Origin of the sequence: Embleya sp. NPDC020886, from assembly GCF_044333915.1 — a bacterium.
Lineage (GTDB): Bacteria > Actinomycetota > Actinomycetes > Streptomycetales > Streptomycetaceae > Embleya.
Window position 1 is genome coordinate 151,667 of record NZ_JBIRRX010000001.1, and the last position, 21,972, is coordinate 173,638.

At 70.8% G+C, this 21,972-nt stretch carries 21 protein-coding genes; 14 read left to right on the plus strand and 7 right to left on the minus strand.

Translation table 11 applies throughout. The features are described from left to right. Nucleotides 1-206 precede the first annotated feature (206 nt). From ACH4U8_RS00635 to ACH4U8_RS00665, 7 genes are all read left to right on the plus strand, one after another. Nucleotides 207-716: a SigE family RNA polymerase sigma factor gene (locus tag ACH4U8_RS00635; RefSeq protein ID WP_360312498.1), complete on the plus strand. Its 510-nt coding sequence runs from the start codon at nt 207-209 to the stop codon at nt 714-716. 8 nt (nt 717-724) lie between these two features. Beyond that, nucleotides 725-1,195 carry a hypothetical protein gene (locus ACH4U8_RS00640; RefSeq protein ID WP_395775433.1) on the plus strand — a complete coding sequence of 157 codons (471 nt, stop codon included), beginning with the start codon at nt 725-727 and terminating at the stop codon, nt 1,193-1,195. Between the two features lie 114 nt (nt 1,196-1,309). Then, nucleotides 1,310-1,600, plus strand: a complete 291-nt coding sequence (locus tag ACH4U8_RS00645; RefSeq protein ID WP_360312494.1) for a hypothetical protein — start codon at nt 1,310-1,312, stop codon at nt 1,598-1,600. Then, nucleotides 1,597-1,842 (plus strand): hypothetical protein, encoded by a 246-nt coding sequence (locus ACH4U8_RS00650; protein ID WP_078974732.1) that lies wholly within the window; start codon nt 1,597-1,599, stop codon nt 1,840-1,842. Before ACH4U8_RS00645 ends, ACH4U8_RS00650 begins: the two co-directional genes overlap by 4 nt. 612 nt (nt 1,843-2,454) lie before the next feature. After that, on the plus strand, nt 2,455-3,015 hold the full coding sequence (locus ACH4U8_RS00655; RefSeq protein ID WP_395775434.1) for a restriction endonuclease: 561 nt from the start codon (nt 2,455-2,457) through the stop codon (nt 3,013-3,015). A 190-nt stretch (nt 3,016-3,205) separates the two neighbouring features. Then, nucleotides 3,206-4,294, plus strand: a complete 1,089-nt coding sequence (locus ACH4U8_RS00660) for a hypothetical protein (protein WP_395775435.1) — start codon at nt 3,206-3,208, stop codon at nt 4,292-4,294. Between the two features lie 22 nt (nt 4,295-4,316). Next, nucleotides 4,317-5,126, plus strand: coding sequence for a hypothetical protein (locus ACH4U8_RS00665; RefSeq protein WP_395775436.1), 810 nt, complete (start codon nt 4,317-4,319; stop codon nt 5,124-5,126). Between the two features lie 47 nt (nt 5,127-5,173). Here the strand turns inward: ACH4U8_RS00665 and ACH4U8_RS00670 are convergent, their stop codons facing one another. Next, nucleotides 5,174-6,040 carry a helix-turn-helix domain-containing protein gene (locus ACH4U8_RS00670; protein ID WP_395775437.1) on the minus strand — a complete coding sequence of 289 codons (867 nt, stop codon included), beginning with the start codon at nt 6,038-6,040 and terminating at the stop codon, nt 5,174-5,176. A gap of 179 nt (nt 6,041-6,219) precedes the next feature. Here ACH4U8_RS00670 and ACH4U8_RS00675 point away from each other — a divergent pair, with 179 nt between their 5' ends. Then, a complete protein-coding gene (locus ACH4U8_RS00675; RefSeq protein ID WP_395775438.1) occupies nt 6,220-7,263 on the plus strand; it encodes an aldo/keto reductase in 1,044 nt (347 codons plus the stop codon). 73 nt (nt 7,264-7,336) lie between these two features. On the opposite strand, the gene ACH4U8_RS00680 is transcribed toward ACH4U8_RS00675, so the two are convergent. Further along, entirely contained in the window at nt 7,337-7,981 is a 645-nt protein-coding gene (locus ACH4U8_RS00680) for a pentapeptide repeat-containing protein (RefSeq protein ID WP_395775439.1), read from the minus strand. 73 nt (nt 7,982-8,054) lie between these two features. Continuing rightward, nucleotides 8,055-8,546 (minus strand): hypothetical protein, encoded by a 492-nt coding sequence (locus tag ACH4U8_RS00685; protein WP_395775440.1) that lies wholly within the window; start codon nt 8,544-8,546, stop codon nt 8,055-8,057. A gap of 100 nt (nt 8,547-8,646) precedes the next feature. Between ACH4U8_RS00685 and ACH4U8_RS00690 the strand changes: the two genes are divergently transcribed. Then, a complete protein-coding gene (locus ACH4U8_RS00690; RefSeq protein ID WP_395775441.1) occupies nt 8,647-9,390 on the plus strand; it encodes a maleylpyruvate isomerase family mycothiol-dependent enzyme in 744 nt (247 codons plus the stop codon). Nucleotides 9,391-9,802: 412 nt separating this feature from the next. Here the strand turns inward: ACH4U8_RS00690 and ACH4U8_RS00695 are convergent, their stop codons facing one another. Continuing rightward, nucleotides 9,803-10,549, minus strand: a complete 747-nt coding sequence (locus ACH4U8_RS00695; RefSeq protein ID WP_395775442.1) for a hypothetical protein — start codon at nt 10,547-10,549, stop codon at nt 9,803-9,805. A gap of 377 nt (nt 10,550-10,926) precedes the next feature. On the opposite strand from ACH4U8_RS00695, the gene ACH4U8_RS00700 reads away from it, so the two are divergent. Both ACH4U8_RS00700 and ACH4U8_RS00705 read left to right on the plus strand, forming a co-directional pair. Next, nucleotides 10,927-11,289 carry a YbjQ family protein gene (locus ACH4U8_RS00700; RefSeq protein WP_360314491.1) on the plus strand — a complete coding sequence of 121 codons (363 nt, stop codon included), beginning with the start codon at nt 10,927-10,929 and terminating at the stop codon, nt 11,287-11,289. 222 nt (nt 11,290-11,511) lie between these two features. Next, nucleotides 11,512-13,704 (plus strand): hypothetical protein, encoded by a 2,193-nt coding sequence (locus tag ACH4U8_RS00705; RefSeq protein WP_395775443.1) that lies wholly within the window; start codon nt 11,512-11,514, stop codon nt 13,702-13,704. Nucleotides 13,705-13,740: 36 nt separating this feature from the next. On the opposite strand, the gene ACH4U8_RS00710 is transcribed toward ACH4U8_RS00705, so the two are convergent. Beyond that, entirely contained in the window at nt 13,741-14,400 is a 660-nt protein-coding gene (locus tag ACH4U8_RS00710) for a hypothetical protein (protein WP_379992687.1), read from the minus strand. A 464-nt stretch (nt 14,401-14,864) separates the two neighbouring features. Here ACH4U8_RS00710 and ACH4U8_RS00715 point away from each other — a divergent pair, with 464 nt between their 5' ends. Continuing rightward, the gene (locus tag ACH4U8_RS00715; RefSeq protein WP_395775444.1) at nt 14,865-16,616 is read left to right on the plus strand and encodes an MFS transporter; all 1,752 of its coding nucleotides are present in this window, start codon (nt 14,865-14,867) and stop codon (nt 16,614-16,616) included. Between the two features lie 104 nt (nt 16,617-16,720). On the opposite strand, the gene ACH4U8_RS00720 is transcribed toward ACH4U8_RS00715, so the two are convergent. Beyond that, nucleotides 16,721-16,924: a cold-shock protein gene (locus tag ACH4U8_RS00720; protein ID WP_020555278.1), complete on the minus strand. Its 204-nt coding sequence runs from the start codon at nt 16,922-16,924 to the stop codon at nt 16,721-16,723. A gap of 770 nt (nt 16,925-17,694) precedes the next feature. Between ACH4U8_RS00720 and ACH4U8_RS00725 the strand changes: the two genes are divergently transcribed. Continuing rightward, the gene (locus tag ACH4U8_RS00725) at nt 17,695-19,008 is read left to right on the plus strand and encodes an MFS transporter (RefSeq protein ID WP_395775445.1); all 1,314 of its coding nucleotides are present in this window, start codon (nt 17,695-17,697) and stop codon (nt 19,006-19,008) included. Between the two features lie 205 nt (nt 19,009-19,213). After that, nucleotides 19,214-20,575 carry a VWA domain-containing protein gene (locus ACH4U8_RS00730; protein WP_395775446.1) on the plus strand — a complete coding sequence of 454 codons (1,362 nt, stop codon included), beginning with the start codon at nt 19,214-19,216 and terminating at the stop codon, nt 20,573-20,575. Nucleotides 20,576-20,623: 48 nt separating this feature from the next. Here the strand turns inward: ACH4U8_RS00730 and ACH4U8_RS00735 are convergent, their stop codons facing one another. After that, entirely contained in the window at nt 20,624-21,892 is a 1,269-nt protein-coding gene (locus ACH4U8_RS00735; protein ID WP_395775447.1) for a DUF418 domain-containing protein, read from the minus strand. Nucleotides 21,893-21,972 lie beyond the last annotated feature (80 nt).

Sequence of the window (21,972 nt, forward strand, 5' to 3'; positions counted from 1 at the left end):
GCACACGTGCGGAACATCTCCCGGGTCCGATGCAACCCGGGGCGGCCGAGCCGCGTATCCCGTGGATGACAGGCCCCTCGACAGGCAGACGAACAGGCGCCCGGCACCGGCCGGGCGCTCCCGCGTTCGCGGCGCGGGCCCGGTGAGGAGGAGATCACGGTGCGCGACCCCCGCGACCACCCCCTGGCAACCCCGCTGCCGAACGCGTGAGGGAGGCCGCCCGTGAACGGGAGTTCCGCGAATACGCCGAGGCCCGGCAGGCCCAACTGCGCCGCTCGGCCTATCTGCTGTGCGGCGACTGGTACGAGGCGCAGGACCTCACGCAGACCACGCTGATGAAGATGTACACGGCCTGGGGCCGACTGCGCCGGGACGGCAACATCGACGCCTACGCCCGCGTGGTGATGACGCGCACCTACATCGACCAGCATCGCAAGGGCCGTTGGCGGGAGGAGCCGGTCGACGAACTCCCGCAGCGGCCGAGCGACGAGTCCTCCTCGCCGGACCTGCGGTTGACCCTGCGGGCGGCGCTGCTGCGACTGCCGCCGCGCTACCGGGCCGTGCTCGTGCTGCGATTCTGGGAGGACTGGAGCGTCGAACAGACGGCGGAGGCCCTGCGGATCAGCACCGGAACGGTCAAGAGCCAGAGTTCGCGCGGCCTGAGCCGACTGCGCGAACTCGTCGGCGAGCACATGTGGGAGCTGTCCGAACGGTGAGGCCGGCCATGAACGATCACGACCTGTTCCAGCTCATCCTGGACCGACCCGAGCCCGATTTCCCGAGCGTGGTGGACGCGGCCGTCGCGGGCGGCCGACGGGCCCGGCGGCGGCGCCGCGTGGCGACGCTGGCCGCCGGCGCGGCCGTGCTGGCGATCGCCGGCGCGGGGGTGTTGCTGACCCCCTCGGCTTCGGAGCAGGTGGGCCCCGCGGCGCCCGTCCCGCCGCCGCCGGCCGCGGCGTCGGCCCGGCCGACGCCGAAGTCCGCGGCGCCCGACGTCTCCGCGACGCCGCGCTCGACCGAGCCCCCGACGACACCGCCGGAGGACGGCACGCGCGCCGACGCGAGCATCGCGCCCGAGGGGCCGCCGGAGGCGGTCGAGGCGGACAGCCCGCCCCGACTACCCACCCAGAGCTCCCGGACGATCAGGTGTCAGGCCACCGACGAGGGCAAATGCTCATCATCCGCCCGAAATTGACGGATTGTCACTCCCGAATCGCACCGGTCGTCACCCGCCGATCACGCCGCAATCGCGCACCCGGCCCCTAATCTGATCCCGGATCACTTCGTCCGGAGGGAAGAGAGGCCCGGCGTGAACAGCACGGACCCGTGGACCGTGGATCGCATCGCGCATGCGCTCCCACACCCCGAAGCCCGCCACGAATTCCTGCGACTGGTACACCTGACACCGATCGGCGATCTGCCCGGCCTGCTGGCCCGCTACGCACAGGTCGCGGAGGAGTTGATCGCCGCGCTGCCGCACGCGCGTGCCCTCGCGGCCCAGGTGCGGGCCACCGGAAAGGACCCGGACCTCGACGAGGTGGACGAGGAGATCGTCCGCAAGTGGATCGCACGCGGCCGAGCGCAAAGCAGTGCCGCGTGACGTGGCGCCCGAGGATCGGCATCGAGCACCAAGAGGTCATCGACCGCTTCCCCGAAACCACGCTCAACCACTGGGGAATGCTGCTGTACAAGCTGGTCTGCGACCCGTACACGGCCACCGTCCGCTACGGCGAGGACGATCGCATCGTCCGCACCGCAGCGGCGGGGCCCTTGATCGTGGTGGTACTGCTCAACGAGGGGACGACGACCGTTACCGTGCTGCAGGTCGTGCACTTGGGTTGATCCGGCGCTTCCCGCCGCCCGGCACGCAGTAGTGGTCGGCCACTTCCCCCATCACGCCTTCGTGCCGCTGGCGGCGCACCCCCGGCGCACCGGTACGACCGTCATGGTTTGCCCGCTTGGCGTGCTTGGTCTCCGGGTCGAGTACCCGACAGACCTTGCGGACCTGTGGGTGCTGGCCGGGAATGGCGTAGGCGGAAGCCACTCCCGCGAACGCGAGACCGAAACATGCCACAACCATGATCGCTGTCTTACGGATCCTGCTCATTCGGCAGAAGATAGCGGAGCCGGCGCCGACGCACTAACCGTCTTCGCGAACCGCCGAGACCGGGTGGCACGACAACGCCCCACCATCGCCCGCTCCACGGACCGAGCGGCCGCGACACCCCCGCACCGCCACCGCCTCCTCACCCACACGGCCCCGCGCCGAGCAACCGCCCGACAACCGCACCACCGGACACCGACACCCCCGAGGACCAGCGGAATCCTCGTCCGACCCGGACCCACCGAACCACCCTCTCCCCCTCTCCCCCATCCAGTCGGGTGGTTGACCGACCATCCCTCCGCCTAGGCTGCCGCCCGCTCCGCCGTCGGTAGCCACCGGAGGGATCCCGCATGCCCCGAACCCCCACCCACGCCAAACTCCGCGGTCGGGCCATGGTCCTGCTGGTCGTCGTCCCGGCCATCGCACTGCGCGACCTCTTCGCCTTCCTCGACATCACCGGGATCGACGCGTGGCTGGCCACCGCCGCCTCGCTGGCCCTGTTGTGCGCCGTCGTACACCTCGCCAACTCGACCCTCGACGCCCGCACCGATCACCCGGACGACCGCGCCTTCGAACTCCGGATCGCCGACCTCTGCCGCCGCGACGGCCTACTCGCGGTGCAACTCGCGCCCGGCGCCGACATCAAGGCCTACCTCCCCAACGGCAGCCTGGTCCTGATCCGCTGCGGCCCCACCGACCACGCGGCCCGCCCCCTGGACCTGCACGCCTTCATCGGCACGGCCCACCACGACCACCGGGCCGACATCCCGGTATTCCTCACCCTCCACGGACTCACCACGGAGGCGCGTGAGTTCGCCCGCCACCACGGCATCGTCCTGCTCGACCGACCCCGCCTGGACCAATGGCAACAGGGCCACGGCCTGACCACCCTGGTCGGCACCACCCACTGACCACGGCAGGACCGCCGACGCCCCGGCCACCCGACACGATCCCGCGCGATAGCCACCGTTTTGCCCCGACCCGTGCCCCAAACCCACTACACGCAGCGATCCGCCGAAGACGCTTACGGCCCACCCGATCAAGTGCAATGATGCTTCGGATCACCGTTGAGCACCGAACTCCGAAGATCGCACTGCGGGGGTGGCAGTTTTGGCCGGACCAATCAAGTCCCAACTCCCCCCAACCCTCCTCGCCGCCCTAACCACCCTCACCCTCCTGACCACCACCACCGCCTGCTCATCGGACAAAACCCCCAAACACCCCAAAATCAACCAAGCCGCCCCCAAAACCGCCGCCCCTCCCCTCCCGGCGGCGTCGAATGCCCCACAAGCCCCGGCATCGGTGGCACCTCCGGTCAGCGAGAGCGAAGCCAAAACCATCGCTCAGAACTACTACGACCAGAGCAAGAAGGCGAAGTCGGGTCACGATATCGCCGCCCTTGACGGGATTGAAACCGGAATACTGCTGGATATCTCAAAGGCACGCCAGGCACGAGTTTCCAAGTTCGGCAACAACATCCGAGTCGCCGAGGAGCTGGCCACCACAACCGATATTCAGGTCGCCGCTCCGCAAGGCGCCCCTGCCGGCAACGACCGATGGCTCCTCTCGACTGGACTCCAGAAGCTCGATGCCGACTCGAGGTCTTCCCTGGGGGTCCTGCGGCAGACGCAGGGAGAAGGCCCTTGGAGGATGTCATTCCTGGCCTTCACCGGATCCAAGAAGACCCTGCCGACCATGACGAAGATCTCAACTGTCGATGGCACCGAAAAAGGCGAGATCGACTACGGGGACAGCGTTTGTAGTGATTTCTCGACCGGGCTGAGCGGTGGCCCGACCTCAAGCAATTGGGGAACGTCCGCAAAGTCGACTCTCCAATCCGAACAAGGAAATAAGGAACAGGCCGTCTCCATAACAAAAGGCGGAACCGTTTCCGTACAAACGGAACCCGTCGCGCAGAACCGCACTCCCACCTGGAATACCACCGATGGTGGCAAAGTGGTGATGTGCACCATCAAAGTCACATCAAATATGACGGCAGGATCTTCCGGAACGTTCACCATTGACCAAAGTCCCACCTACGAAAATTTGAGCGGTCGCGTCACAAAGTGGCGATCTCTCACATTGAGCAACGTCGCAATGTATGCATTCAAAGTACCAACCAACGGGCCTATCGATCTCATTGCCAGCTCAACTCGTCCATTCAATGTGGACGGAACTTCGGCCCAGTGATTACCAAGAATTCCATGCAGCCATGTTCGACATTCCAGAGGGAGATGTCATGGCAAACTCAAGAATCGTGAGAGTTGCCGCGCTAACGTGCACTGCCGGTTTGTCGGCAGCCTTCTTGGTCCTCCCATCCGCCAAAGCTGACGTCAACCAGTGTGGCAATCTCCTTATTTGCATCGACATCCGGGTTCCGGGTTCCTCCGGGGGCACCGGAACGTCTGGCGGTACAGGTTCAGCCGGTGGCAGCACAGGCGGCGGAACAACCGGATTCAGCACCGGTGGCACAGCCGTCACAACCAGTGGCGCCACGGCAGGCCAAGGAGGGGGCGGAAATCAACCGGCTCCGCCCCCCGCACCGGCCGACGTTGCGCTGAGGGCCCTTGCGACACTCGGACTGGAGAATCCGGAGATCGCCGTCAACCCGGCGCCCGGAAAACTCGGCCTGGTAGGGCTTCCAGTTTGGATGTGGATCGCCGGGAACAGTAAAACCACATGGTCCAAAGAATGGCTGAGCCAAACTCTGACCGTCGGCACCGTCTCCGTCACCGCATTTGCGCGTTCCACCAAGGTCGAGTGGAATATGGGTGACGGCGGGAAGGTGACGTGCGACTCGCCCGGAAGGCCGTACCAACCGTCGGATCTCAACAACATGAGCGAGTGCGGCTACAAATACAAGAACACCTCACAGGGTCAGCCAGGCGATAAGTTCACCGTGACCGCAACCGTGTTCTGGGAGACCTACTACACCGACGCGGCGGGCTCGCATCCCCTGCCCGGTTTGACCGGCACGGATACCGCCGAAGTCCGCATCGGTGAACTCCAGTTGATCAACTGACCTCGCAGCGGACCGCCGTGGTGAGGCTCATGTATGGCGCGAGGGAATCACTTCGCCGGCGGAGTGGGCGTGGCCCTGGCCGGCGAGAAGGCGCGTAGGGCGGCTTCCGATGGGGAGGTGGGGGCGGCGGTGTAGGTGACGAGGGTTTGGTCCGGGTCGTCGGAGGTGCGGAAGCTTTCGTAGGACAGGGTGAGTTCGCCGATGGCCGGGTGGCGGAGGTGGTAGCCGCCGTGCGTCTTGTCGCGGACCTCGTGCGTGGCCCACAGGCGGCGGAAGTCGGGGCTGGCCGCCGAGAGTTCGGTGATCAGCTCGGTGAAGGCCGGGTCGCCGGGGTGCCGGCCCGCGTCCAGCCGCAGGTAGGCGACGACGTCCTGCGCCTTGGTCTCCCAGTTGACGTACCGCGCCCGCAACTGCTCGTCGCAAAAGACCAACCACGCCTTGTTCCGCCGCTCGACCGGCACCGCGTCGAGGTCGATGAACACCAGAGCGAACAGCGAGTTCCAGGCGAGCAGATCGGTCCGCCGGCCCATCACGAACGCGGGCGTCTCCGGCATCGAGTCCAACAACCGGCGCAGCCCCGGCCGAACCCGCTGAGTCGGCAGCGCCGTTGCCGCCGCCGACTCCCGGCGCCCCGATCCCGCCCGGACCAGATCGCGCAGGTGTCCGTGCTCGTCCCGGTTCAGCCGCAGCGCCGACGCGATCGCGTTCAGCACCTCGTCGGAGACGTTCTCCGCGCGGCCCTGCTCGAACCGCACGTAGTAGTCCACGCTCACGCCCGCCAGTCGGGCGAGTTCCTCGCGGCGCAGTCCAGGCACTCGGCGGCGTTCGCCGAACCGGGTCAGGCCGACGTCCTCGGGCTGGAGGCGGGCCCGGCGGGTGCGCAGGAAGGCGCCCAGGTCTGCTCGCGTGGTCATTGTGCCGATCCTAGACGCGGGCCGGCGTCCGGGGCCGGCGAAGGTGGTTCTGCCGGACCCAGGAAAGCCTGTTCCCAGCCCGCGCAAGGCCCTGGGTAGCCGGTGCGGCCGCCTCCAGGATGAGGGCACGGCGCAATCGCCCTCTCGCAGCACCGAGTCGAGTACGGAGTACCCACATCATGAGTCTGTCCACCACACCCTTCGGCAGCACCGACATGGCCATCACCCGGGTCGGCTTCGGCTCGTGGGCGGTGTCCGGCGCCGGCTGGAACTACAGTTGGGGCGCCACCGACGACGCCGAGTCGATCACCGCGATCCGGCACGCGATCGCCGCCGGCGTCAACTGGATCGACACCGCCGCCGTATACGGCCACGGCCATTCCGAGCGTCTCGTCGGCAAGGCCGTCGCCGATCTTCCCGAGGCCGAGCGGCCGTACCTGTTCACCAAGGTCGGCCTGGTCTGGGACCCGGAGAACCCGGCCGCCCCGGAGCGTCGGGTGATGAACCCGGCAAGCGTGCGCCGCGAACTCGAAGACTCGCTGCGTCGGCTCGACGTCGAGCACATCGACCTCTATCAGGTGCACTGGCCCGACACGGGCAAGGCGTTCGAGTACGGCGCCGATGTCTCGAAGCCGTCGCCCGACGCCACCCCGCTGGAGGAGTACTGGCAGGTGATGGCCGACCTCAAGGCCGAGGGCAAGGTCCGCGCGATCGGCCTGTCCAATCACGACGTCGCGCAGTTGGAGATCGCCGAACGCATCGCGCACGTCGACGCGATCCAGCCGCCGTTCTCCGCGATCAACCGTTCCGCCGCGCCCGAGTTGACCTGGGCCGCCGCGCACGGCACCGGCGTGATCGTGTACTCGCCGATGCAATCCGGCCTGCTCACCGGCGCGTTCTCGGTGGAGCGCGTCGCGGCTCTGGCCGACGACGACTGGCGCAGGACCCACGGCGACTTCACCACGGGCCTGACCGCCAACCTCGCCCTCGCCGACGCGCTGCGGCCGATCGCCGCCGCGCACGGTGTGTCGCCGGCCGAGGTCGCGGTGGCCTGGACGCTGGCCTGGCCGGGCGTCACCGCCGCGATCGTGGGCGCCCGTACGCCCGCTCAGGTCGACGGCTGGACCGGTGCCGCCGATCTGGTCCTGACCGCCGCCGACCTGGACGCCATCGCCGCCGCGATCACCGCGACCGGTGCGGGCACGGGCCCGATTCGGCCCTGACCCACACCACCCGCTCGGCGGGGTGCCGGGCCCGGCACCCCGCCGAGCGTGGCAGGTGCCGACCCGGGTGCGGTCAGCGGACCCGCCACCCCATCGTCGTCGCGAGCGTCACGGCCTGTTCCAGGCCGATCGTCGCGCCCTTGAACTCGACCGTCAGCGGGTCGAGCGAGGACAACTCGCTGCCGCGCAGATCGGCGCCGGTCAGCTTGGCACCGTGCAACATCGCGCCGGACAGGTCGCAACCCGTCACGGTCGCCTTCTCCAGCCGCGCGGCGGTCAGGTCCGCCTCGCGCATCCGGACCCCGTCGAAGCCGGCCTGGCGCAGGTCGGCACCGGGCAGCCCGACGAACGACCAGTCTCCGCCCGAGACCTCGAACAGGGTGTAGGTGCACTGTCGGAACAGGCTGCCGACCAGCTTGCAGTCGGTGAACCGGGTGTCGAAGAACGTGCAGCGCTTGAACGTGCAGTTCGTGAACGCCGCCCCGGTGTGGCGCGACGCGTTGAAGGCGACCCCGGCGAAGGTGCACTCGTCGAAGACCGCGCCCTCGTCGACCACCTCGGTCCAGTCCGTGTCCAGGAACGAGTAGCGCGAGTACTTCGTGGTCTCGGTCAGCGACCTGCCGTACCAGTCCTCGTTCCGGATCACCCGTTCCCGGTCGGGGATCGGCGGCTCGGGCGAAACCGGATCGATGTTGGCGCGGGCGGGTCGAATGGCCATCCCTCCATTGAACCCGCCGCCTCCGACATTTGCCCGATCACACCGCCCGTGACGTCGCCCCGGGGCGGTCCCGTCAGGCGGCCCAGTCCGCGTCCACCACGAAGCGAAAGCCCAACGCGTCCAGGAAGGCCCGCAGCAGTTCGTCCGGCGTGCCCTCCGCGCGCAGCGTGCTGTCCAGGGCGGCCTCGTCCGGCGTCAGCCCGGCCTCGCGGGCCCAGCCGACGGCGCGCGGCACCACCCGTTCCGGCGGTGGGCCCAGTTCCGGATCGAGCCCGTACGAGCCGGCTGCGCGCGGCGCCAGGGCGCAGTGCCAGACCTCGCCACCGCGCGGGCTCTGCGCGTCGATCATCGCGAAGTGGCCGGACACCACGTCGGCGGTCAGCACCGGCGCGTCCGTGTCCGCCATCAGCGACGGCCCCGGATCCAGCCCGGACGCAAGCAGCAGCACCTGCCAGTCGCCGTCGCGAGCCGACCAGTGCGGTTCGCCGCCGGCCTGCTGGACGGCCGGCAGTTCCAACAGCGGCCACGCCGATCGAGCGACGACATATACCCCGAAGCTACCCATCGCATCCCAGCATAGGACCCGGCGGGCAGACGTCCCATCCCTGCGGGCCGAGCCGCCGACCACCTGTACCCCCTCCGATCCCGCGTGAGAACGTGGGCGGATGGAGATTGCCACACACATCGAGATCCTGCGCGCCGACGGCGAGTTGCTCGCCCGGACGGCGCAGCGGGCCGGTCTGGACGCGCCCGTCCCGAGCTGCCCCGACTGGCGGATCGGGGATCTGCTCGCGCACCTGGGCGGCGTGCATCGCTGGGCCGCGTTCGTCGTCGCATCGGGCAGCCTCACGCGCCCGAGCCGCGAGGATACGGCCGAGTTGTTCCGCGCCCCGAGCGGCGACGAACTCTTCGACTGGTACCGGACCACACACGCGGATCTGCTGAAGACCCTCACCACGACCGCCCCGAACGCCCCGGCGTGGACCTTCTTCGAGGGTCCGTCCCCACTCGCCTTCTGGGCCCGGCGCCAGGCGCACGAGACCGCCGTGCACCGCGTCGACGCCGAACTCGCGGCCGGCCTGCCGTCCGGCGTGCCCGCGGACTTCGCCGCGGACGGGATCGACGAGTTGTTGGCCGGCTTCCTGTCCCGGCCCGGGCGCAAGCTGGTCGCCGACCCGCCGCTGAGCCTCGCGATCGTCCCCGACGACGACCCGGCCGCCCGGACCATGTGGATCGACCCCGACGGGCGGCGGGTGGAGGCGGGGGCCGGGCCGGCCGATCTCACCGTCTCGGGTCCCGCCGAGAAGCTGTACCTGCTCCTGTGGAATCGGGCCGACGCCACCGGCTGCCGACTCGACGGGGACCCGGAAGTCCTGGTCCGCTGGGGCGAGTTGGCCACGGTGGATTGATTCGGCCCGGTGCTCGGAATTGGTGGGCCTCCGCGGGGCTAGCCTGCCCGCGGAGGCCCGCTGTGCCGCCCGATCGGGCACGCCGGCACGTTTAAGGACCAGGGTCGTCTTGAAAGTCGTCGCGTTCTACCGTTGAACTACCAGGCCACGAGCGGCCCGGGCTGGAATCGAACCAGCAACCGACGACTGGAGCCCCGTCCGGTCGATCCGGCGATAGGCGGCGATGCTGAGTCTGGAGCAAGAGTCTGAGATTGATCGCGGGCTGCCTCTGCCGTATTGGGCCATCCCGGCTCGTGGTGCCGGGAGGAGGGTTCGAACCTCCACCGTTACCCGCGTTCGTCACGACAAGCTTCAGTTTCAGCTTGCGCTTTTCGCGCACCCCACGACCCTCCGGTCGGGGGATTCTCGAATGCTACCCGCCGTGGCCGGTGCCGAGCAGGTAGCCGAAGACGGCGTCACCGATCAGCCGGTCCGTTACTTCGGCGCCGTTGGCCTCCTCGCGGGCGAACTTCACCGCGCGCTGCAACTTCTCGACCCGCTCGACGAGTTCGTTCACCCGGCGGGCGGGCAGCGCGCCGGAGAACTTGACGGTGGTCCAGTAGCCGGCGGCGATGTCCTCGAAGTACATCTCCACCTGGGCCGGGTGGTGTTCGGTCGCCTCGGCCTTGACGTGGTTGCGCGGCACCTTCTTGGTCCGCACGGTACGCACCGGCTCGGTCCGCCAGGAGTCCGTGGAGGGATCCAGCGTCCAGGTCTCGGCGGCGTCCAGGACCGGCAGCTTGCGCACGAAGGTGTGCACGTCGACCAACTGCTTCTCCAGGAAGAGCAGGTACGACACCGGCACGTCGCGCAGCAACGGGGTCCCGTCGACGACCACGTCGGCACGGGCCTCGCAGTTGGCCCAGTCCTTGGTCGCGGTCACGTCGAAGAGACGGGTGAGCGCTCCGGTGACGGAACGCAGCATCTCCTCGCCCTTGACCTGGACCCGGGTCGACTCGGGCGGCAGTTGCTCGCCCTCCTCGTCCTTGGGCTGGTAGGTACGCGAGATCCCGGACAACAACGCGCCCTTCTGGACCCGCTGATGGGCGTCCGTCAACTCCTGGAAGGACTTGGTCTTGACGCCCTTCTCCACCGCGATGATCTGGTTCAATTTCGCCACGCCGCGACGCTAGCAGGGGAACATACGTACGGGACAAAGGTTTTCGTCCGCGCCGAACGGCTCCGACCGGGCCCGAGCGGCGCGCCGGCGCGAGTGGGCGGTCGGCGCGAGCGGCGCGCCGGCGCACGTGGCAGTCGGCGGGAGTGGCAGTCGGCGCCACTGGCACCGGGTGCGAGCGGCGGCCCGGCGCGGCGGCGACCGGGCACCGCAGGTGGACCGGCGCGGCGGCGGCCCACGCAGCCGCCCGTCCATCGAACCGGTGATATACGTGTGGAACGGCTCCGCCGCGGCCGTCCAGACCGGTCGTGCGGGCACGACCGCGACGGTTCTCCCTCCCTCGATGCCCGGTTCCCCGTTCCCCAGCTTTCGGAGACGACATGAGCGACCTCGACGCCTACGGCGGCGCACCCGACCACCCCGACGTACTCGTGGTCACCACCAACGACGTGCCGGGGTATCGCGTGGAACGGGTGATCGGCGAGGTGTTCGGCCTCACCGTGCGCTCCCGCAACATCGGCAGCCAACTCGGCGCGGGCCTCAAGTCGATGGTCGGCGGCGAACTGCGCGGCCTCACCAAGACCCTGGTGCAGAGCCGCAACGAGGCCGCCGAACGCCTCGTGGAACAGGCGCGCGGCCGGGGCGGCAACGCGATTCTGGCGATGCGGTACGACGTCACCGAGGCGGGCAACGGAACGGAGATCTGCGCGTACGGCACGGCCGTGGTGCTGGTACCGGCGTAACCCGGCCGGGGCAAAGCCGCTCCTCCCGGCCCTCGGCTCCGCCCCGCCGCGCCCCCGCACACGCCCCCGGGCCCCGCGCGCCCCCGTGCGCCCCGTTGTGAGCTCGTGTGCCGAGCGGGTCCACCGGCCAACCGGTCCGATATGTCGACCATGGCCGGTCGATACCCCTAACCTTCAGATGCGGGGTGGTCCACCCGAATGGGCTCGGCCGGGGAGGCACACATGACCGAACGTGGTGGGCGGGTCATCCGAATCCCGTCGGAGCGCGGGCAGTTGCTGCTGGTGGAGGGTGGTAGATCCGGCGGGCGGGGACGACAGTCGGACAACGGGAGCAACCTGGTCGCGATGTCGGCCCTGACGCCTCATCAGCTCTTTCCGGACGCCGCCGCCGACGTGGTGCAGTTGCCGGACGCGGTGCAGCCGCACGCGGTCCGGGCCTACCTTCAGGCCGCCGGCTCGGTGGACGGGCCGGTGATCGTCTACCTGACCGGGCGCCTCCTGTTCGATCGCAGACGCCGCGAACTGCACCTGGGCCTGCGAGATTCGACGCCCGGCTCGGTGCGCTACGACGGGCTTCCGTGGTCCTGGGTGGTCGAGCTGCTGGGTCCTCGGCCGGCCGAGAACACCCTGGTGATCTGCGATCTGACGGCGGGGCGGGAGTCCTGGGAGGCGGCCCGCGAACGGGCGCACGAATTGTGCCGGGGCATCCCGCTGTGGGGCGTGCTGAACCCGCCGGACGTCAAGGGTCCGCCGCATCCGTTCACCCGGGCACTGGTGACCGCGCTCGCGCAGGGCTTTCCCGAGTTGCCCGACCCGGTACCGGCCGAGGAGATCCATCCGCTGCTCGCCGAGCGGGCCCGACTGGCCCCGGACACCATCGAATTCGCGCCGTCCGCCGGCTCGCTCGCGCTGGCCAACTGCTCCCCCGAGGCCCGCCCGCCGACCCTGCGCACGGCCGTTCGGCGGCTCAAGGCGGTCACCCCGCGCGGCAACGGCGCCACCGGGACCGGAATCTCGGCGCTGTCCGCGGTGCCCCCCAACGGCATGACCCCGGCGCAGCGCTCGGGGCTGCGCGGGTCCGGTGTGGTCGGCGGCGGGGCCGACCACGAGCCCCCCGAGCGGCGCCCGACGCCCGACGCCCCACGTACCGAACCCGAGGCCCACCCGCCGGCCCGCCCCCGCGACGAAGCCGGCGTCGGCCGACGCGCCTTGGGCCTGGTCCGTTCCGTACTCACCTCCGGGCCGGACGACGAGCCCGAAGTGCCCGGTACCAGCCTGCGCGAGGCCCTCCGGGCCGGCGCCGCCCGGCCGGGCAGCCTGCCGACCCCGCCCGCCCGCAAGGACGGCACACCGTCGGCGACCGGTCGTGGCGGCGGCGCCCCGGCCGGGCGAGGCAAGCCGCGCCCGGCCACCAAGTCCGTGCTGATCGACCGCGAACCGGAGTTCCCCGGGCCGACGGACCGCCGCGCCGACCCTGCCGCGCCCAAAGCGGCGACCCGCCCGACGAACCGCCTCGCCGCCCGCACCACGACCGGGGCCGAACCCGATCGCCGGCCGGCCGGCGCCGCGCCGCGCCCGCACCCCGAGCCGCCGCCCTCGCCGCTGCCGCCGCGGATAACCGTGCGGATCCAGACGAGCGACGCGAGTGCGCTGACCCCCACTCCCGCGCGTCGTCCGCCGACCACGAGTCCCACCCAACTGCCGCCGGCTCTCGCGCCGAACCGAGGGATCGGCCCGGGCCGGCCGATGTCGATGCCGGTGCGCGGCCGGGCCGTGCCGCCCGCCCCCGCCCGGCGGGCGTTGTCGCAGGGCGCGTCGGCGGCGGGCGCGTTGATCCGCCCGGCGGACGTACTGCCCACGTACTGGAACGAATTGGCCGCCATCCGGCACGCGGCGGACACCGGGCGCGGCATGGAGGCGTGGCAGAAGGCCGCCGAACTCGGCATGCACATGGAGAGGTTGGTCGGACCGGCCCACCCCGGAACGCTGGACGCCCAGGCCATGTTGGCGTTCGTGAGCGCCGGACTCGGCCGGGTCGCGGACGCGGTACTGATCTACTGCCAGGTCGCCGAGCGCGGCGCCGAGGCGGTCGGCCCGCACCACCCGAGTACGATCGCCGCCGCCGACAACGCGCTCAAGGTGTGGCTGCGGGTCCCGGACGCCCAGGAGTCGGTACGGCTGGGACCCGCCGTCGTGGCGATGCGCGAACGGGTCCCGGGCCCGGCGAATCGGGGCCTGGAAACCGCCCGGGCGCACCTGACCCGGATGCGGTTCATCCTCGACCCGAGCACGGCGGAACCCCGCCCACGGCCCGAGCATCGACCCGAGGCCGGCTCCGATCCCGATCCGGATCCCGCCCGCCGACCGACCCAGGTCCGCGGCGCCCCCGTCCGCCGCCGACACGCGAAGACCTGAGCCGGCACCCGGAGTTCACCCAGCCCCGCACCCGCCTCAGCACGATCCGTCGCGCCCACCACCCGAGTCCCCCGGGTCACCCGAGCCGCCCGATTCCCCGGACTCCCCCGGACCGCCCTCGCCCTCCCCCTCCGCCGCCGAGCCACCCGGCGGAGCAACCGGATGCGGCCCCACCGCCCCGACCCGAAACGGCCCGTCCGGACCCTCCCAGGCCGCCACGCCCTCCCCACGCACGATCACGTCGTGCCCACCCGCTCCCGCACGGCAACAGCCGCCCGCGCCCGGCCCACCGTCTCCCGTCCCGTCCCCGGCCGTCCCGATCCGCCGCGCGTCCGCGTACCACCGGTCGATCGACCGGGCGAAGTCCGGATCCCGTTCGGCCCGCAGCGACAGTGCGCCGGCCAGCGCGTAGGCCCGGGTGTAGGCCCGCAGCCCACCCGGCGTCTCGTGCCCGAGCAGGGTCAACTCCAACTCGCCCGTGGGTATCGGCGCCGGGCGACGCGGTACGGACGCCCCGGCCGCACGCGGCGACCCCGCTGCCGGCGGTATCGCGCCCGGCTCGCCCTCGGGCCGCTCCGCCTCGGGCGGCAGCGGGGTCCGCACCAGTTCCACGAGGCGCGTCCAGGCCAGACGGCCGGCGTCGCCGCCGGCTCCCGCGGCAAGCCCGCTCAGTAGGTCCACCGAGATCGATTCCACGCGATACCCCTTGCATCGGGCGATAACGGTGGGTCCACGGTAGAGCGCGACGGCACCCACGCGGGCCCGAACCGGGTGCGCAAGTGTTTCCCAATCGATCTCCGGATTTCGGCAACAACGACCGTCGCCGGGATTCGACGGTCGCCTTCCCCGGAAATCGCCCGCCCCGACTCGCGGGCCGGCACGGACCGCGCCGGTCGGGTCTCCGCGGAACGGCCTTGACCGGCCCGCGCGTTCGACCGCCCGCATCCGCCCAGGTACAGCCATTGCCCGCGATCGAAATCGAAACCCGTTCCATTTCTTGGCGTTCGCTCTGGTAGCGCGCTACCGGCCGGTACTAAGGTCACTCCACGCGTGGGCCCGGGGGGTCGTCCCTTCCCCCCGGTCCGACGTATTTCGCACGGCCGTGTTTCCCCAACACCCCCCCTGTACCTCGATAGACCCACGCTCGTCGAGGAGGCCGCATGTCTTCCACCACGTCCCCACCGGGCCCACCGGCCGCGAGCGATCCCGAGCCTTCGCCGGCGGCGCCTCCCGGCCCGTTGCCCGCATTGCTCCGCGGCCTGTGGCACCGCCGATTGGACCGCTACCCGACCAACGGCGCGCGGATCTTCTACCTGTCCATCGTGGTCATCGGCTCGGTGATCCTCTACTACGAGCTGTACATCCAGTACGCGGTCTCCACGCTGCTGATGCACGAGTACGGCATGACCTTCATGTACGCGACGATGATCTCGGTCGTCGGCAACGCGGTCGGCGCGTTCGCCTCGCTGCTGGCCGGCCTCGCCGACCGGTGGGGTCGGGCCAACCTGGTCGTGTACGGCCTGGCGCTGACCGGCGTGCTCGTACTGTTCGCGTTGCCCAACGCGCAGAGCAAGGGCTGGTTCCTGTTCTTCATGGCGCTGGTCAACATCGTCGAGGGCATGGCCCTGGTCGCCACGCCCGCGCTGATCCGCGACTTCTCGCCGCAGGTGGGTCGAGCGGGCGCGATGGGCTTCTGGACGCTGGGGCCGATCGTCGGCAGCCTGGTGGTCACCACGGTCAGCAGCAACACGCTGGACACCAGCAGTTGGCAGGACGAGTTCCGGTACGCGGGCATCGCCGGCCTGGTCGTGTTCGTGATCGCGCTGTTCGGGCTGCGCGAGTTGTCCCCGGCGCTGCGCGATCAACTCATGGTCTCGCTGCGGGACAAGGCGCTGATCGAGGCCAGGGCCCGCGGCCTGGACGTGGAGGCCGCGCAGAAGAGCCACTGGCGGCAGATGATGCGGCTGGACATCCTCGCGCCCGCGCTCGGGATCAGCCTGCACCTGATGTTCTACTACACGGTCGTCGGCAACCTGGTCGTCTACTACTCGACCGTCTACGGCTACTCCGAACAGCGCACCAACGCGCTCGCCAACTGGTACTGGGGCGCCAACGCGATCGCCCTCGTCGTGGTCGGCATCGCCTCCGACCTGACCCGGGTGCGCAAGCCGTTCATGATCGTGGGCGGCGTCGGCACGGTGGTGTTCACGTTCCTGTTCGCGCTGACCACCGACAAGCCGGACACGGACTACTACACGTTCGCGTGGCTCCTGGTCGGCATCGGCGTGTGCAGCGGACTGACCTACGCGCCGTGGATGGCCGGGTACACCGAGACCGTCGAGAAGCACAACCCCGCGGCCACCGCGACCGGGTTGGCGGTGTGGGGCTGGATCATTCGGATCGTGGTGTCGGTGTCGGCGGTGTTCACGCCGGTGATCGTCACGTCGGCGACGCCGCTGGTGAACCACGGCGAGGAGGTGGTCGCGGCGCAGGCGGACGCGGGTCCCGCGCTGGAGTTGGTGCAAAAGGATCCGGAGCTGTTCATCCGAATGTCCCGGTTCCCCGACCGCGCGTCGATCCCGGTCGAGTTGCAGATCAAGGCGTTGCAACTGGCCGGCGGTGACCTGGCCAAGCTGAATCTGGTCGAACAGAAGCAGAAGTCGCTGGGGGTCCTGATCGACCACGGCGAGGAGGTACAGAAGGCCAAGGATCGCGCGAGCGACGAGTGGATGCGCTGGTGGTGGCTGACCCTGGCGTGTCAGGCGCTGTTCATCCCGTGCGTGTTCGTGATGGCCGGCCGCTGGAGTCCGCGCAAGGCGCGGGAGGACGAGCAGGCACACGCGCGTCGGGTCGAGGAGGAGCTGGCGGCGCTCGGCGCGGACGGCTCACCGGGCCTGGCGAAGACGACCTGACCGCCGTCCCGGACGTACCGCGGCAGGAACGCCGTCCGGAAAACGCCGAGGGCCGGCGCCGCACAAGTGCGGCACCGGCCCTCGGTCGTGCTGATCGGTGAAGATCAGAGGCGGTTGATGTTCTCCGCCTGGAGGCCCTTCTGGCCCTGCACGACGTCGAATTCGACGGCTTCGCCCTCGACGAGCTCACGGTAGCCGTTGCCCTGAATCGCGGAGAAGTGGGCGAAGACGTCGTCGCCGCCACCGTCCTGCGCGATGAAGCCGAAGCCCTTTTCCGAGTTGAACCACTTCACGGTTCCGGTAGCCATATTTTTCTCCCTACATGTGGGCCGATGAACGAATCCACACTTCGTGAATCCGGGCGTCGCCGCGTTTTTCGCCCTCATTTCGGAAGCTACCGAAATGCAAAATGCACCTGTAGTGAACAGCTCTACAGGCGCACTCAGAAGATGATGCGAACCACAACTGCAACAGGCTTCAGACTAACACAGGATGGGAGCGAGATCGAGTCCTGCTGCAAAACGGCCGTGTCCGACCGCTTCGGGCCGCCCTCTGCCCGCCCCATGGCCGGGTCCTGATCGGCACCGCGTCGAGATGCCCGATGCGGGTGACTCGCGCGCCATACCCACCTGTGACGGATTCCAAACCAATGAACCTGGACATCGCGCCGCCCAGGATGTCACTCTGAGCGCGCCGAGCCGGCCGCGTCCGCGCGTACGGGCTTGTCGTACCCCGGGCGGGTCGCGTCGGACGCCGACCTCACCGGGCCTCGCAGACCCTCCCTCGCCCCGCCTTCCTGCCAGGACGCCCGTGTAACACCCCCCTTCCGCCTCGGCCGCCCGCTGCGGCCCCCGCGACCGTGCCCTTCGCCGCCGGTCGCCCCACGCGCGGCTCGTACGTCCTTCCTCGGGCACGTCCGCGCGCGCACCCAGAGCACCCCACCGCGCCGAAGCGCCCCGTTCGTCCCCACGACGGGCCCTCGGCCGGCCGCGCTCCCCTGCCTCGCCGCGCTCGCCGGCCCGCCTCGTGGCGGCGCCCGCGCCTGCCGCCGGCGGCCCGTTCGGAAACCGAGCTTCACGTGTTCGTCTTCACCCTGCCCGCGCGCGCCCGCGCGGCCCGGTCCGGCTCCGCCGTCGCGGCCATCTCGATCCTGGCCTCGGCCGGCTTCCTGATGGCCAACCTGCTGCCCGCCTTCCTCGATGCCGTCCGCACCGGCCTGGGCCTGTCCGGCACCGCCGCCGGCGCGATCGGCACCGCAGCCCTGCTCGGCTCCGCGCTCGCGGGTGCCGCCGTCACCCGCGCGGCGGGCGGCACGGGGCGCCTACGACAGGCCCGGATCGGGCTGCTCCTGATGGTCGGCGGCTTCGCCCTCGCGGCGATCACCGGCAATACCCGGCTCGCCGTCGCGGGCGCGATCGTCGGCGGCGCGGGCAGCGGGATGGCGCTGACCGTGGCCACCGCCGCGATGGCCGGCACCCGTGATCCGGGCCGGACGTCCGGCATCGCGATGTTGGTGGTGGCGCTGTCCGGGACCGGGCTGTACGCCCTGGTGCCGCTGCTCGGTGGCGGTCGACTGGCCACCGTGGGATTGATGGCGACGGTCGGTCTGGGCGCGTTGCCGATGGTGCGTCATCTGCCGGCGGCGGCTCCGGCCGATGCGTCGGCGGCGGTCGGGCCGGCGCCCCATCGGCGCGCCGGGCTGTTGTTGACCACCGCGTTCGGGGTGCGGTCGGTGGCGATGAACGCGCTGTGGGCGATCGCCTCCGGGGTGGGCACCGAGCGGGTGGGGCTGTCCACGAAGACGGTGGGCGTGTTGTGCGCCGGGTGCCTGTTGGCCGGGGTGCTCGGGGTCGTGGTGGCCACGTCGACGGGGCGGGGTCGGGCCAAGACCGTCCCGTTGATCACGGCGGTGGCCGCGGGGGCGATGGCGGTGTTGGCAGTGACCTGCGCGCCGCGTGGCGGGCTGGTGCTGTACGCGGTGGGGCTGCTCGGCTGGAACGCCTCCTGCCAGGCGGTCACCACCTACGTCCTGGGCGTGGCCGGCACGCTGGACGAGCGCGGCCGGTGGAGCGGGCCGGCCATGTCGGCCAACACCTTCGGCGCCGCCTGCGGCCCGATCGTCGGCCTGACCGCCCTCGGCGCGTTCGGCGCACCCACCACCGGCGCCCTGATCGCCGTCACCGCCGCCCTGTGCATCGTCCCCCTCGCCCACGCCGCCCACACCGCGAGCACCCTCGCCGGCCGGGCGCCACGAACCGTCCCCGTCGTCATCTTGGCCCCAAGGCGGCCGAGCCCCATCACGACCATGCCGCTCACCCTCGCGGCGGCCACCACCGACGCGCGGCCGGTCGCGGTGCCGGACGAGCGGGCACCGGCACTCACCGGCGCCTGACCGCGCGGCACGGTCGCGGACACGGGCACACCCGGCGGCGGGCACTGCACGCCCGGGCCCCATGCGCCCGCGCGCACCGGGGCCCGCCCCGACCGCGCCGAAGACACCGGCGGGACCCGCTCGTTCGTGCGTGCGAAGCGTGGTCCCGGCGGCCGGGCCGGGCGCCCGCCCACCTTCGTTGCCCGAGAAGGGCAAGATGGGCGGCATGGCGAAGATAAGCAAGGGCGGGAACACTCCGGTACCGACTGCCGAGCTTCGGGCGGTCCTGACCTGGCGCGCGGCGGGTGCCCCCGACGTGGACGCCTCGGCGCTGCTGCTGAACGCCGCCGGGAAGGTGCGCACGGAGGCGGATTTCGTCTTCTACAACCAGCCCTCGGACGCCGCCGGCGCGGTCCGACACGACGGTAAGCGGCCCGCCGCCGACGGCTTCGTCACCGACACGATCCGGGTGAACCTGGCCGCGATGCCGGCGGACGTCGAGCGGGTGGTGATCGGCGCGTCCGCCGACGGCGGCACGTTCGGGCAGGTGCCGGGGCTGGCCCTGCACGTGGTGTCCGCGCAGGGCGGTCCGATCGCCGAATTCGACATCGACGAGGCGTCCACCGAGACGGCGTTCCTGTTCGGCGAGTTCTATCTGCGCGGCGGGGCCTGGAAGTTCCGCGCGGTCGGCCAGGGGTACGCGTCCGGGCTGACCGGCCTGGCCACCGACTTCGGCATCGAGGTCGCCGCCGACGACGCGCCGAGCGCGGCAAGCACGCCGAGCGCCCCGAGCACGCCGGCGCCCGCCAGGCCGAGCACGCCGCCGCCCGCAGCACCCGCGGTCGGCCTGAAGAAGCAGAATCTGGTCGACATGGAGAAGCGGCTCGCCCGGGAGGGGCACCCGCAGTTGCTCAACCTGACCAAGCAGGCCGCCGTGAGCCTGGAGAAGCGCGGCCTCGGCGAGCACACCGCGCGGGTCGCCCTGTGCCTGGACATCTCGTACTCGATGCAGTCGCTGTTCAAGCGCGGCAAGGTGCAGGCGCTCGCGGAGCGGGTGCTCTCGCTCGGCCTGCGCTTCGACGACAACGCGGCCGTGGACGTGTTCCTGTTCGGCTCCCGCGGCCACGCGATCGGCCAACTCGGGCTGGGCGAGTACCAGGGCTGGGCCGAGCGGATCCGCAAGAACCCGGGGCTGGAGGGCTCGACCGACTACGCCGGCGCCATGCGGCTGGTCCGCGAGCACTACTTCGGCGGCAGCGGGCCGCGGCACCAGCCGCTCGCCAACGACCTGCCCGTCTACGTCATGTTCATCACCGACGGCCAGACCACCTCCCGCGATGCGACGCGCGAGCAGATGACCTACTCCAGCTTCGAGCCGATCTTCTGGCAGTTCATGGGGCTCGGTCGGCCGGGCGGCTTCTCGTTCCTGGAGGAGTTGGACGACCTGACCGGCCGTTACGTCGACAACGCCGACTTCTTCTCGGTGCAGGATCCGGCGAACGTCCCGGACGGACAGCTCTACGAGATGATGACGAACGAGTACCCCGGCTGGCTCGCCCGCGCGAGGGCCCAGGGGTTGCTGGGCTGACCGGGGCTGCGGCCCGATACCCCGGGCATCGCCGATCCGAGCCGGGTACTACCGATCCGACTCGTGCACCATCGAGCCCGCCGAGGTCGGCCCACCCCCCTGCGGCCGGGTCGACTCGGCCGGCCGGGTCGACCCGCGCACCCAGCGGGCGGGGAACGCGGAGAGCACGTGCAGGGCCGCCTCCATCGGGCCCTTGCGCAACACGTGCCGCCAGATCCAGCACAACAGCAGCGCGGTGACGGCGAAGCCGAGCAGCCGCTTCCAGCTCTGCGCGGCGTCGAGCGGGAACCAGCGCTCGATCACGATCAGGTGGGCGGTGTACACGGTGAGCGCCATCGCCCCGACGCAGATCAGCGGGTCGAGCACGATCCGGCCGATCCAGGCGCGGCAGGCCAGCAGGGTCAGGCCGAGCAGGGCCAGGGCCACGCCGATCGCGCCGACGATCTCGAACGGCGTGCCGGTGTGGCCCTCGGCGACGGTCAACCACGCGGGATCGGACACCGGGACCGAGCCGACCCGGCTGTGGATCAGGTCGAACACGCCGGACGGCTCCGCGTCGCGGGCGAGTCGGTCGCCGGTGAACATCTCGACCACGAGCCAGGACCCGCCGTACCCGAGCACGGCCAGCCCGGTACCGATCCCGACGAACGCGCGCTGGACCCGCAGGTCGGCAAGTCGCAGCCGTCCGACCGCCATCCCGGCGAAGACGAACGGCAGCCAGGTGATCGCCGGGTAGCTGCCGGTCAGGAACAGCGTCTCGAACAGGTGACCCGGGCCCTGCCAGTCGTCGAAGCCGGGTGCCGCGTAGCGAACGTCGCCGGTGCCGCCGCTCCTGCGCAGCAGGTACGAGGCGATCGGCCCGAGCAGGGCCCAGCCCGCCGCGAGCAGCACCAGCGCGCGGGTGTCCAGCCACAGCGCGGGCCAGGCGAGCAGGAAGTAGAGGCCGTAGAAGGCGAGGATGACCAGCACGCCGGTGTCCAGATCGGCCAGCCACATGCCGAGCGGGATCAACAACACGGCCCTGATCAACACCCGGACCACGACGGCCGAGGTGCGCCGACTGCGACCGCGCAGCGGTGCCCGGCCGGACATCAGCACCAGCGAGACGCCGGCCAGGAACGCGAACAGCGCGGAGGCACGGCCGGAGACGCCCTGAACCAGGGTGTCCACGCCGCCGTCGTAGGGGTCGGGGCCGACGTGTGAGGCGAACATGCCCAGGATGGCGAGGGCGCGGGCGACGTCCACGCCGACGATCCGTGCCCGCGTGCTTGCCGGCTGCTCCACCGGCTCCCCGTGCTCCCCCACTTCGGCCCGCATGCGTCCAGATTAGGCGGGTCCTCGAACTCCCGTCGGACCCGCCGGGTGCCGGCGGCCTTGACCTGCGGGCGGCCGGTGGT